The sequence below is a fragment of the Fictibacillus nanhaiensis genome (assembly GCF_019801215.1).
Lineage (GTDB): Bacteria > Bacillota > Bacilli > Bacillales > Fictibacillaceae > Fictibacillus > Fictibacillus nanhaiensis_C.
This window is the reverse complement of sequence record NZ_JAHVJO010000003.1, coordinates 115,501-128,603: the sequence shown is the minus strand read 5'-3', so window position 1 is coordinate 128,603 and position 13,103 is coordinate 115,501. Positions and strand designations below refer to the sequence as shown.

At 36.7% G+C, this 13,103-nt stretch carries 12 protein-coding genes and 1 pseudogene; 6 read left to right on the top strand and 7 right to left on the bottom strand.

Annotated features, from left to right (window positions below; all coding sequences use genetic code 11):
- Positions 1-4 precede the first annotated feature (4 nt).
- Positions 5-1,102: a GerAB/ArcD/ProY family transporter gene (locus tag KUV80_RS13595; RefSeq protein ID WP_222463289.1), complete on the top strand. Its 1,098-nt coding sequence runs from the start codon at positions 5-7 to the stop codon at positions 1,100-1,102.
- A 215-nt stretch (positions 1,103-1,317) separates the two neighbouring features.
- Positions 1,318-1,557, top strand: a complete 240-nt coding sequence (locus KUV80_RS13590; protein WP_222463288.1) for a gamma-glutamylcyclotransferase family protein — start codon at positions 1,318-1,320, stop codon at positions 1,555-1,557.
- A gap of 208 nt (positions 1,558-1,765) precedes the next feature.
- On the opposite strand, the gene KUV80_RS13585 is transcribed toward KUV80_RS13590, so the two are convergent.
- Positions 1,766-1,993 (bottom strand): hypothetical protein, encoded by a 228-nt coding sequence (locus KUV80_RS13585; RefSeq protein ID WP_222463287.1) that lies wholly within the window; start codon positions 1,991-1,993, stop codon positions 1,766-1,768.
- A gap of 119 nt (positions 1,994-2,112) precedes the next feature.
- Positions 2,113-2,574 (bottom strand): OsmC family protein, encoded by a 462-nt coding sequence (locus KUV80_RS13580; RefSeq protein WP_222463286.1) that lies wholly within the window; start codon positions 2,572-2,574, stop codon positions 2,113-2,115.
- 381 nt (positions 2,575-2,955) lie between these two features.
- On the opposite strand from KUV80_RS13580, the gene KUV80_RS13575 reads away from it, so the two are divergent.
- Positions 2,956-4,404 carry an MDR family MFS transporter gene (locus KUV80_RS13575; protein WP_425308985.1) on the top strand — a complete coding sequence of 483 codons (1,449 nt, stop codon included), beginning with the start codon at positions 2,956-2,958 and terminating at the stop codon, positions 4,402-4,404.
- A 49-nt stretch (positions 4,405-4,453) separates the two neighbouring features.
- Here KUV80_RS13575 and KUV80_RS13570 read toward each other — a convergent pair whose 3' ends face one another.
- Complete coding sequence (locus KUV80_RS13570) at positions 4,454-5,104, bottom strand: hypothetical protein (protein WP_222463284.1); 651 nt, start codon at positions 5,102-5,104, stop codon at positions 4,454-4,456.
- Positions 5,105-5,224: 120 nt separating this feature from the next.
- Entirely contained in the window at positions 5,225-5,638 is a 414-nt protein-coding gene (locus KUV80_RS13565) for a hypothetical protein (protein WP_222463283.1), read from the bottom strand.
- A gap of 181 nt (positions 5,639-5,819) precedes the next feature.
- Here KUV80_RS13565 and KUV80_RS13560 point away from each other — a divergent pair, with 181 nt between their 5' ends.
- Positions 5,820-6,593, top strand: a complete 774-nt coding sequence (locus KUV80_RS13560) for a sulfotransferase family 2 domain-containing protein (RefSeq protein ID WP_338083501.1) — start codon at positions 5,820-5,822, stop codon at positions 6,591-6,593.
- 35 nt (positions 6,594-6,628) lie between these two features.
- Here the strand turns inward: KUV80_RS13560 and KUV80_RS13555 are convergent, their stop codons facing one another.
- Entirely contained in the window at positions 6,629-7,438 is an 810-nt protein-coding gene (locus tag KUV80_RS13555) for an undecaprenyl-diphosphate phosphatase (RefSeq protein WP_222463281.1), read from the bottom strand.
- Positions 7,439-7,669: 231 nt separating this feature from the next.
- On the opposite strand from KUV80_RS13555, the gene KUV80_RS13550 reads away from it, so the two are divergent.
- Positions 7,670-9,016 (top strand): hemolysin family protein, encoded by a 1,347-nt coding sequence (locus tag KUV80_RS13550; protein ID WP_222463280.1) that lies wholly within the window; start codon positions 7,670-7,672, stop codon positions 9,014-9,016.
- A gap of 157 nt (positions 9,017-9,173) precedes the next feature.
- Here the strand turns inward: KUV80_RS13550 and KUV80_RS13545 are convergent, their stop codons facing one another.
- Positions 9,174-10,025 carry an HAD-IIB family hydrolase gene (locus KUV80_RS13545; RefSeq protein WP_222463279.1) on the bottom strand — a complete coding sequence of 284 codons (852 nt, stop codon included), beginning with the start codon at positions 10,023-10,025 and terminating at the stop codon, positions 9,174-9,176.
- A gap of 30 nt (positions 10,026-10,055) precedes the next feature.
- Positions 10,056-10,398, bottom strand: a pseudogene (locus KUV80_RS18625) (hypothetical protein); the annotation flags it as partial.
- 793 nt (positions 10,399-11,191) lie between these two features.
- Between KUV80_RS18625 and KUV80_RS13540 the strand changes: the two are divergent.
- Positions 11,192-13,033 carry a PAS domain-containing sensor histidine kinase gene (locus KUV80_RS13540; protein WP_222463278.1) on the top strand — a complete coding sequence of 614 codons (1,842 nt, stop codon included), beginning with the start codon at positions 11,192-11,194 and terminating at the stop codon, positions 13,031-13,033.
- Positions 13,034-13,103 lie beyond the last annotated feature (70 nt).

Genomic DNA, 13,103 nt, shown 5'->3' with positions numbered 1-13,103 from the left:
GCGAATGCTAGATAACGGGCAGATTTCTTCTCGACAGTTGAGTATTTTATTTTTAATTTTTACAATGGGTGATTCTGTCCTCATTCTTCCCACAATTGTAGCAGGTGAAGCTAAACAAGATGCTTGGATATCAGGAATCCTTAGCCTTTTTTTTGGAGCGGCTATTGTCTTTCTCTACCACAGAGTTGGAAGAATGTATCCAGAACATACTTTGATAGAAAACATCCTCACTTTATTGGGCAAATGGATTGGCTCAATCGTAGCATTACTCGTTATCTTTTATGGAATGATTTCAATTGGCGCATTGTTAAGAGAAATTGGAGATTTCATGACTTCTCAAATTATGGTCGAGACGCCTATTACCGCTATTATGATATTAATGATCGTAGTTGTGGGCTACGCTGTAAGAATGGGATTAGAATCAATCGCAAGAAGTGTAGAGATATTTTTCCCTTGGCTTGTGTTATTGTTTACTTTCTTACTAGCGTTATTAGTACCTCAAATCGATCCAGAACATGTAAAACCAGTCTTTGAAGGTGGAATTAAACCCATTTTAAGGGGAGCAATACCGTTTACTTCTTACCCTTTTATAGAAACTTTTATGATCCTGATGTACTTGCCATTTGTGAAAAACAAACATGAGATCCAAAGAAGTTTGTTTATTGGAGCGGGACTTGGTGGACTTGTGCTGGTTGTATTTACCCTGTTGTCCATTCTTGTATTGGGCTCTGAAATGACGTCAAATCAAACGTATTCTGGATATAAATTAGCCACCAAAATCACAGCAGGTGACATTATTGAAAGGGTAGAAGCCCTCCTTGCGGGTATCTGGTTCATTACAATCTTCTTTAAGATGATTCTCTATTTTTATGCATCTTGTTTAGGGACAACCCAATTGTTTAAGTTTAAAGACTATAAATTTCTTGTTGTTCCCATGAGTATCATTACTCTCTCCCTATCCTTAATCATTACAGATAACAGTCTGTATTTAGGGACAGTATTTGTAGAACAATGGCCCTATTATGATTTTACATTTGGTATCGTTCTATTATTGATCTTGTTGATAATTGGGACCCGAAAATTGAAAAAACAAAAAACATAATCAAAGACTTATGCCAAAAGGGTGAGTTTTTGATTATTTTTTTGTTGATTTGGTGCAGGAGCTTTGTCGAAAAGCCTATAAATTATTTTGAAGGATCATAAATTTTTAGTTAGGGTTCATAAACAAATTTGAAGGCTCATAAATGTTCGTTTAGGGCTCATAAATTTTCTCTCTACATGCAATAGGTATTCATCTAGCAATAAAGGAGGTACCGCATGAGTAATCACCTTATTTTTGTCTATGGAACGCTCAGGAAGGGCGAACAACATCACCATTTGTTACATCAGGCTGTGTGTTTGGAGGAAAATTGTTGGATTCAAGGACAACTTTTTGACACAAGGTGGGGCTATCCTGCGTTGCTGTTGGAAAAAGGAGCTCTGCCAGTAAAAGGTGATCTATATAAGGTAACTTCTGATCAGCTTAAAAAGCTGGACAGATTGGAAGGTTTTCAATAAAAAGCCAAAGATAATCTGTATGAGAGGGTATTAGTAAAAGTGGAAACAAATAACGGGGAGCACGAAGGTATGGTTTATGTAATGACAAACACACAACCCGAGTTCAATGTAATTCATGATAATGACTGGGTTCTTTACAGAAAAAAATAAACAAAAAAGAGGCTGCTCATTTAATGAGAACCTCTTATAATAAGAGTTAAAACTTTTTCTATTTATAAATCATAGCACTGATGCAATCAACAGCAGAATCGACGTCATGAAACGTTTCTAGGGAATTTGTTTCAATCCGGATGACCTCAAATGTTTTTAGGTTTTTCATGTACTTTACTGAAAAAACGGCTGCGTTGTTTTCGCTAAAAGTGTGAGTGATATCAGATTCGATATACTGTTTGCTTTGTAAATTTAAAAGTATAGCTTTCACATCTTGTTGGTTCATGATACATCATCCCCTTTCTATTATGGGGGATCTCGCTAGGAACCCAAATAATGAAATATTTTACTTTCTTAACTTTTATGCTATCATAATAAGTTTGGAAAGTACAGGTAACCTAAGTCCTAATAACCGTCATCCAAATGATATGTTATCGTCAAAATAGCTTCCACGTCGACATTACCTTGCAATGCCCGCGAAATCATACACGAATTTTCAGCTTTTATCGCAAGTTTTTGGAGCATTGTCGAAATTTTTTTAGATGTTTCTTTTTTTAATGTAACAACTGGTTTATGAACAATTCTCTTATACGTAATAATTTCATTGATAACCTCAACATAACCCTCTGATTCCATCGTTAAATCAAGCTTTTCTATTTTGCTTCTTTCCATCATCGCAGCCAATGTAATAATGTAGCAAGTCGCCGCTGCACCGAGCAGCATCTCATCAGGGTTTGTCCCAACGCCTGGTCCATCCATCTCAGGTGGAATAGAAATGGATGTTTTTAGGTTTTTCGTCTCTAATGTTCCCGTATCATTTCGTCCGCCTGGCCAATGTGCTTGTAAATGAAAAACATGTTGAGTCATCTGATTTTCTCCTTTTCTTCACTTGTTTCTAGTGTAAAGGAAAGAATGTTTCACGTCACACTTCTTGTTTAAAGGTAGACAGCGCTCATTGAAGTGCTGTCTTCTTTTTATATTTACGAAGTTTAGGAAATAATGGCTAATGGATAGGAGCGAAAAGAGAAAGGATTTAAATTTAGTATAGTAAAAGAAGAAAACACCCTATGCAAAATCTGAAAATTAAAATGGGAAATAAATTGTTGGGGGACAGTCCCCCATTAATCAAGTATACTTAATTTTATTAAGTATACTTGATATGGGTTTACAGGTTAGGAGATGGCTAGATTGGTACATAAGGAGAGTAATCTTAAATTAGTTGTAGCTGGCTTATTGCTTGGTATTTTAATGGCTGCTATGGATAATACCATTGTTGCAACAGCGATGGGGACCATCGTTGCCGATCTTGGTGGATTCGATAAATTTGTTTGGGTCACAGGTTCATACATGGTCGCTGTTATGGCGGGGATGCCGATCTACGGCAAACTTTCTGACATGTATGGAAGAAAGCGTTTCTTTATCTTTGGGCTTGTTGTATTCCTTTTTGGTTCAGCACTTTGTGGACTGGCACAAACGATGGAACAGCTCATTGCTTTTCGTGCGATTCAGGGAATAGGTGGAGGAGCGCTTTTACCGATCGCGTTCACGATTGTATTTGATATTTTTCCGCCTGAGAAACGTGGAAAGATGACAGGACTCCTTGGAGCTGTTTTTGGAACATCGAGTGTGCTAGGTCCGTTGCTTGGAGCTTTCATTACAGATGCTATCAGCTGGCACTGGGTGTTTTATATAAACGTACCCATTGGAGCAGCTTCCTTCTATTTCATTTTCCGATATTACAAAGAATCGCTTGAGCCAAGGGAACAAAAAATCGACTGGTGGGGTGCAGCCACTTTAGTCGTAGCTGTTGTGAGTTTAATGTTCGCCCTTGAGCTGGGTGGAAAAACATATGCGTGGGATTCCACGCCGATCGTTGCATTGTTTACGACGTTTACTGTCTTTTTTATCGTTTTCTTTGCAGTAGAGCAAAAAGCGTCTGAACCCATTATTTCATTCTGGATGTTTAAAAAACGCCTTTTTGCAACCTCACAAATTCTTGGCTTTCTATATGGAAGCACGTTTATCATTCTGGCAGTTTTTATTCCGATTTTCGTCCAGGCCGTTTATGGAGGTTCCGCTACAAGTGCGGGGATGGTATTGACTCCAATGATGCTTGGATCAGTTGCAGGGAGCATGGTAGGCGGTATTTTTCAAACAAAAACCACGTTCCGTAATTTGATGATCGTTTCCGTTATCGCTTATTTCACAGGGATGTTTATGCTGAGTGGGATGACGCCTGAAACGTCACGCATGATGCTGACCCTGTTTATGATTACAGTAGGCTTCGGTATGGGATTCTCCTTCTCACTGCTGCCAGCTGCCACAATCAATAACATGGAGTTTCGTTTCCGAGGATCTGCCAACTCAACAAATGCTTTTCTTCGTTCACTAGGTATGACACTGGGTGTTACCATTTTCGGTGCCTTACAGAACCGTTTCTTTTATGAAAGACTAAGTGAAAACCTTAAAGGACAAGGTGGGGCTTTAGGTGACATCGATCCACAAAAAGTTTTTCAAGCGGAAGAACGATCAAAGATTCCTGAGGATATCCTTAACGGGTTGACGACCTCTATGTCAGAATCCATTACAACCGTTTTCACATATGCTCTCATTCCTATTGTTATCTCTGCAGTGGTCATCTTTTTTATGGGGAATGAACGAGTGGAAACATCTAAACAAACAAGTAAACAGGCATAAAAAGAGAGTGCTCCAAAAGTCTATTATCTTTTGGTGGCACTCTTTTTATTTATGCTGCCCGAGAAGGGAACTTTTCTTTTTTCGGAAACAACGTATAAGAAAGGGAAATGACTATATCGATCATTAAGATAAGAGCCCATATGCGGGTAATATTGTTTGCTGTATCATTTCGATAAAATAAAGAAGTTTCAGCTTGTTGATACCATTCGCTAAAAAAGGTATCCATTTTAATGTTTCTCACTTCATCAGAAAAGCCGAACATGAAAAAAAACAAAAGTTGAACGGTGAAAAAAACGACAAAGTGAGCATACATGTTTTTTCTTTCTTGCTTGGCATGTTCCATTCCGTGTAAAGAACCTTGATGTACCAATTCAGGCTCTGACAAACCGCGCCACTTTGCCACTTTACGCTGAATAAATCCGTCCAGCTTTCTAAAATCACTTTTACCGTAAAGAAAAGCGTATGCAATGACGATCAAGATAATAATCTGATACGCTGAAAATTCACCTGTCCTCAAGTAATCAAAGTACCCCATTGTAGCTATCCACAGATCATTTACGAGAAAGAGGATGAAGAAAATAAGGCTCAATCGTTTTAGGTTAAACCAATACCTCACGATTAAAAATGAAAGAGTAGATACCCAGAAAATAACTTCTGCAAGAATTAGAAAAGCCCACTTGTTGTCTAAAACAAAATCCACTAAAGGTCAGCATCCTTTCTATTAGTATTTATCTAAAGATACCACTTCCATATGGATATGTCTTCCATATTTTAAAAAGCAGACATTAAAAAGCACCCCAAATTTGAGGTGCTGTCTTAGTTATTCCGTGTAATTTAAACCAGTAAAAGTAACAGGACCAACTTCACTTGCTTGGTTTGTTCCGAGTGTAGGGTTTTCAACTTTCGCTGTAAAATAGTATGCGTGATAACCAGTTGGCGGATTAAGGTCTACAGCATGAAAACTGACGCTTTCACTTTCGCCAACCGCTACAGTAGTCTGGTGGCGCATGGAAAAGATAACTTGGCTATTACGAAATACTTGAAATAGAATAGTCGGGTTAACTACGAGGGAAGTTACGCCAATAGTTGCGTGAAGATGTACCTTTGCTTGTGGCCGAGGGACACTTAGGCCAAATTCAGCTACACGTATAGCTTTTGGTGTGTTAGGAATCACACGATTCAGTGATTGACTTCCATTAGTAGGAACGCTTGCTCCGAAAGAAATGATAGGCATGATGATCAACTCCTTTCACTTATTAGAATACGTCGTTTAGCAGAAATAGCTTGTACATTTGGCAGGGTGGATGCATACATTTTTATGGAAAAGTTTTTTAACAGAAGGAGAAGAACAGAGGGTGGATTCAGATTCACATTTTATACAGAATTCGCATGTAATATAGAAAAAATGATGGGATTTGTTAACCTTGCTTTCAAACAAACAAGTTGTTGAACAACTAATTAAGAAAACTCCCCCGCTGTATCATGAGAATTTTCCGGTTGTCTTATTTTGGACCCCTAAAAGTGGTTGTACTAGCCTCATGAAATGGTTTTTCTATCATATAGGTCATTTAGAGAAAGCGCTGGAATACAGTCCATGGGTGCATAAATATCGGTTAGAAGTATTTCAGGCAAATCGAAACCATCCCTCTTTCGCTACGAACATTTTACATTCAAAAAAAGAATACATTAAACTTATCCGTAATCCGTATAAACGTGCGGTCAGTTCCTTTTATGCCGTTATCAAAAACCCTCATTTCTTAGGAATGAATCGTAAACATTTAGCGGAATCTGGACTATCTTTTATTCAATTTCTAAACTTAGTAAAAGAGGTTTTTACAGAAGATGTACAGCCTGATCTACACCTTTATAAACAATCGGTATCTGGAGAAAAAACGGCCATAAACCGGTACATTCGACTAGAGTCATTTCAAGCTTCCATAAATAACATTGAAAGAAGATATCGTTTGACGAAGTCACCTCTTTCGTTGTTTAAAGAGTCACCGCATCATCATAACCATCATATGAAGATTATGGGACAGCACCAAAATACAATTATCCAACTAAAAGATCTGAATAACGTAAAACCCTTGCCTAGTTATGAGAGTCTATATGATAAACAGGCAGTTAAGCTAGTAGAAGAAATTTATGCGGATGATATCTCACTTTACCGCTATACATTCACAAAATAAAAGTGCTTGAGAGAAGTTTCTCAAGCACTCTTTTTTTAAAAATAAAAGACGATGAACACTCCAGCTAGTAGACAATATAAAGCGAAATAACCAAGATTTCCTCGTTTCATGATCCCCATAAACCATTTCAATGAAAAATAGGAAAAAACCAGCGAGGCTATGAACGCTCCTATATAAGGAAGCAGCATAGTTCGGAAATTATCTGCACTCGCAAGATCACCAGCTGACATAATAAAAGTTCCTAGACTAACAGGGATATATAAGAAGAAAGAGAAACGTAATGCAGTATCTTGCTTCATACCGAGTGCCATACAAGCTACGATGGTAGCACCTGAACGGCTGATGCCTGGAATTAAAGCTACGGCTTGTGCGAAACCAACAACAACTGCATCTTTTACAGTTAAACGTTTGTCTCCTTTATAGCCTTTTAGATTTCGTATTAAATACAAAGCAACTGCTGTAGCAAGGAGTGCGAAACCAACTTGCTGAATGCCTTTTAATTTTGTCCCAATTAAATCTTCGAACAAAATACCCAGCACAGCAACAGGAATGGTCGCTAAAATAAGGTATACAGAAAACAGAAAGTCCGTTTTGTATTCCTTTTTTCGTGTTAGTAAAAAAGAGAACGTGTTTTTTACAAGCTTGTACAGATCTTCTTTATAAACGAGCAGGACAGCCAGCAACGAAGCAAAGTTCACCAAAACCTCAAAATTTAGATCCTTTACTTGGATCCCCATAAAATGCTGAACAATAACAAGATGTCCACTCGACGAGATGGGAATCGGTTCAGTAAATCCTTGAACCATTCCTAAAAAAACATAAATCAAAAATTCTTTAAAATCCATATGCAAGGTCACCTTTCAACAAAGAAATCAACGTAAATATATCATGATAAAATGTGAAATGGAAATATCACTACTATTTTTTTGAGGATGTAAAAGAAGTGGAAGTTGTTTTATCAGTAAGTTCTTGTATTTTATGATATACTTTTCTAAATTAATAAAATTTATAAAACCTAGGAGGTGACAACTTATATCCCAGAATACATCGGGGTATAAGGAGTCTTTTTGGACAGTTTGACCTTATTGAAATTATTTGCAGTAGGAATTTTGATTCTATTAACCGCTTTTTTCGTTGCAGCAGAGTTTGCTATCGTTAAAATCCGGAAGTCACGTATTGACCAGCTAGCTGAGGAAGGAAACAAACGGGCAATCGCTGCACAAAAGGTTATCGAAAACCTTGATGGATCATTATCTGCCTGTCAGTTGGGAATAACGATTACAGCCCTTGGATTAGGTTGGTTAGGTGAACCGACGGTAGAAGCACTACTCGGTCCTATCTTTGAAAGCATGGAATTAAGTCCTGCAATTGTTCACACGTTGTCATTTGCTATTGCATTTTCGTCCATTACTTTTTTACATGTGGTTCTTGGTGAACTGGCACCCAAAACGGTTGCTATTCAAAAAGCTGAATCAATAAGCTTATTGCTATCACCTGCATTAATTGCTTTTTACAAAGTGATGTATCCTTTTATCTGGTTCTTAAACGGAAGTGCTCAGCTCTTAGTAAGACTGTTCGGGCTGAAACCAGCATCAGAACATGATATGGCACACACAGAGGAAGAATTGCGTTTAATTTTAAGTGAAAGCTATAAAAGCGGTGAGATCAATAAATCAGAATTTAGTTATGTAGAAAAGGTTTTCGAATTTGATGACCGAACTGCAAAAGAGATTATGGTCCCTCGTACAGAAATGGTTTGTATGTATGTTGATAATACAATGCAAGAAAACATCGATATCATTGCTGAAGAAAAATATACACGCTACCCCGTTGTGGGTGAAGATAAAGATCATGTACTAGGTATGGTGAATGCTAAGGAGATCTTTTTTGATTTGATTAAAGGTAAAGAGTTCCCTCTTGACCACTACATTCGCCCAACACTTAATGTTTTTGAAAATACACCAATTAAAGAAACATTGTTAAAGCTCCAGAAAAAAGGTTTTCATATGGCTGTACTTGTTGATGAATATGGTGGTACAGCAGGTATTGTTACAATTGAAGATATTTTGGAAGAGTTGGTTGGAGAAATTCGTGATGAATTTGATGATGATGAGTCACCAATGATTCAAGCAATCGGTCCAAATGTAAAGCATCTTGATGGTAAAGTACTGATTTCAGAGGTTAATGATATTTACGGGCTTTCCATGGACGACAGTGAGCTGGATACAATTGGCGGCTGGGTTCTGTCTCAGAATTCTGAAATTCAGGAACAAGAAGTCATTACCTATGAAGGTTATGATTTTAAAGTCATTGAAATTGATGGACATCAAGTGAAAAAAATTGAAGTGTCTAAAAAAGCACTTCAAGAACAAACGGATACACCACAAGAACAAGAACAAAGCTTAGTTGAAAAAGAAGCATAATGAAAAAACAGTCAAAATGGAAAGCTATGTTAAGCTTATTGTTGATAAGAAAGGGAACCCTACGATTGGGTTCCCTTCATTAATGGAATAAAACATTTTCATAAAAAAATGTAATAGACACCTACAATTCCGATTTTCTTTATATTTAAACTCTCCATTAATTCTGATTTAAAGAGTGCAATGTGTTTAATATTCCTTCAGAATAACTCCCAAGCGAAATTTTACTATGCTTGGATTTAGCTTCTACAGTAGCATTTTCTACTAAGAATCCATTTTCCACTGAATTGAGCATTAGCAAATCATTGCCACTGTCTCCAAAAGCGTACGCATTATTCTTGGTAACTTGATACTTATTAAGCATAAATTCTACTATTTTATCCTTACCAGTTCCTAAGGGGATGAAATCAATATCATAACAATCTTCAGGATCGCCAGCCATAGGATTACATTTGTTTATATTCACTAATATGCCTTTATTGTTTGCTAACCTTCTTATTGTTTCTAAGTTTAGCACATCTATTGAGGGGCTTTCCTCTCGGTAATAGAAGTTTTTCTTATACTTAGAACCACCTAAATTAGTTTGTCCTTCTAACATAATTCCGTGCTCTTTATACAGTACGTTCACGATACTTTCGACTACGGAAGATGAGAACTCCTTATCGTTTAACATTTTTTCCCAAGTGGAGTCTTCTTTATTAAAACAATTGTCGTAAAAATAAGTTATTTCAGTACCTAAGTTGCTTGCTATAAAATGAGGCAATAATGTAAGTCTTCCTTTCTCCATTTTATTGATAACCGATTCAATACTGCTACCTGTGACCCATCCAAAAACCAGTTGCTTTTCCTCTGCTTTTTGTAACAAATAGTCCTCTAATTCACTAAGCTTTTCATATCGATATGAATCAATTTCATGAGGGAAATAAGTCTCGTCAAAATCAAAAAACACGATATTCCTAGGATTTCTAACTTCATTCACTCGCTTTAATTGGCTGATTTTACTTATGTACATGTTTTAGCCCCTCCAACTCTCTTTTGTTCCTTATTGAAAAGCATGGATACAAAGGCAATCCTCAGCACCCGTCGGGAACAGGCAACTATCCACGATAATTACTTACAGTTCTATTGTCATTCCGATGTCTGATTAGGTGGAGAATAGAAACGTGGTCGAGGTACTTACTCGCCACGCCATTGAATCTTCTAATACAGCCATTTAGACGGCTGTGGTACCTATTTGCGTTTTGGATAGGGTACACAGCTTTTACATGTTCTTTACCATCTGATTTGAATCGATAGTGCTCCAAACCTTTTTCTTTTGCATAAGTCATAAATACACTCCAAACGTGGGTAAAAAGGGCATTCGTTTTTGATAATTTTGAGCCAACCAACAAAACGAGTACCAGTAGCGGAGATTACCCCACTAAACATTATAATAGTAGATTTTTTCAGTGTCATCAAAGATGACTGCTCTATTTCGTAAATTAGAACAAGGTGAAAGATAGCTTTAGGAAAGAGGAAATACTCGTCTTTGTATTAGACGAATCGAAGAAAAGAAAAGAAAGAATACTTCCGTATGAAAAACTAGTAAAAGACAGGTCATTTTCCCCGTTATTTCTTAACTATCTTCTATATAATTACAAAATCCACTACTTATTCCCCAGGAAATCGACTTAAATTGACAGAATATATTGACAATTTTTACTCATTCTATTATTGTATAATTAATAAAACTTTTATGAATAACACATCATGCTTGAAAAAATGAAAAGGGGTTGGAGGAGATGAAGAGTTCCCCGCGGTACCGTTTTTTTCGAGTAATAAAAGGAGGCGAGTTAATAGATATTGATATCTTTCAATATCCTCACAAAACTACCGTCATTATAAGCATGCTTTATATCAATCATGATCAAATTATAGTGGCTAGTCAAACGAACAAAGATAGAAGAACGGCGCTTAAACATGCACATCTTTCCTTCGAACAAAGCAAACGTATTTTCGAAAAAAAGCTAAAACTCCCTCATGTAATAAATGATTCCCTTTAGTTTTACTCTATGTGAATTTTTTTAACATACAGAATAAATAAACAAAAATTTCTTTATTAATAAAACCACGTATGTTTATAATTTAAATAAGTAGACTAACGTCTCTTGAAAAAATGATAAACGTTGGAGGGTGGATATGAAATTTCCAGATGGTCATCTAAATACAGCAGACGAACTCATTAATCAAATTAAAAGATATGATATACAAGTTGAACATTCTGAGACTCCTTTTCTTGTCCAGGAAGACCGCAAATGGATCTATTTAAACCCTGCAGCTAAAAAGATATTAGAAGTGGAAGAAGACATCATCGGAAAGCCAATCTGGGACAATCTTCCTTCAGAATTACATGGGATTGTAGAAGAAAGAATAAAGTCTTGTAACAATGGTATTGTACAATTACCCATTGAACAGACATGGATTACCCAAAAAGGAAACCATGTACTATTAGAAGTGATTGGAATTCCGCTAATGTTTTCATCTAATGCTACTCAAATGTTTATTCGAGATATTACCAAACAAAAAAATGAGAAAATGGAAACATTAAATCATTTAAAGCTTATAACCGAAAATATGATTGATATTGTTGGAATCGTTAATGATCAGGGTGTTTTTACGTTCCTGACGCCTTCCTATGAATGGGTGACAGGATACTCGCAGCTAGAAGCAGTTGGAAGATCACCTTTTGAACTCGTTCACCCGGAAGACCAACCTTATGTAATTTCCAAGTTTATGCGAATGATTAGCGAGCAAATTCCATTAACGGTCGAGTATCGGTATAGGAAAAAGGATGGTTCTTACATTTGGCTCGAGTCACAGGGAACTCCAGTAAATGAAGATCATTCATATCGATATGCGATTGTTGCGTCTAGAGAAATAACAAAGCGCAAAATAGCAGAACGTGCATTAAAGAAAAGCGAATACAAACACAGAATTATCCTTGAACATAGTAATGATCTTATTTGTTTAGTGAATCCTCATGGAGAATATCTTTTCGCTTCCCGTTCCTATAGTGACATTTTGGGAATCGATCCGAAATCGATTATGGGTCATTCCGTGTTCAACTTTATCCATCCTGAAGATCATGCTTCCGTACGGCAATATCTTAAATTAATTTGTGACTCAGAAAAGCCCCCTCCACACGTTTATCGTAAAATACATGCGTCAGGTCATGCTGTGTACCTTGAAGGAAAAGGAATGCCGATGTTTACTGAAGCGGGCGAAGTTGAAGGTCTCGTTTTTATTTCACGTGACATTACTGAAAAGAGAGTATCAGAAGAATACATTCGGAATAGTGAAAAGTTAGCGGTAGTTGGAGAACTGGCAGCAGGTGTGGCACACGAAATCCGCAATCCTCTTACCTCTATTAAAGGATTGTTTACCCTGTTAAAAAATGGGGAGATCGACAATGAAAAACACCATTTTTATCATGAAGTTATTTATGAAGAATTGAACAGGATTGAGCACATTGTGAACGAATTTATGGCACTGGCGAAACCGGATGCCATGCATTATGAAAATGAAGTGAATCTAGTTCAACTGCTTCAAGATACCGTGATGCTCCTTTCTTCAGAAGCCAACTTATATAATGTAGAAATTCGTTTGTTGTTTAAGGAAAAGAATGTATTCGTGTCATGTGAAAAGAATCAGATCAAGCAAGTATTTATTAACATTATAAAAAACGCAATTGAGGCAATGAGCCAAGGTGGTGTATTATCAATTGCCATTGAAGAAATGGAGGATAATACAGTAAAACTGCTTTTTGCCGATACTGGTGTCGGTATTGAAAAAGAACGTTTGAAAAGTATCGGTGTCCCGTTTTTTACGAATAAAGAAAAAGGAATTGGTCTAGGCCTTACTATTAGCAATAAAATTATTACGGAGCATGAGGGAAGCTTAAAGGTAGAAAGCATTTCCGGAAAAGGAACGACAGTAGCTGTAACCTTGAAGAAAAATAAAGAAAACGTTATTGAAGGATAGCAACTCTATAGAGTTGTTTTTTTTTTTTTGAAAAAAGTTCCACATTATACATATATGGTATATAATCAAA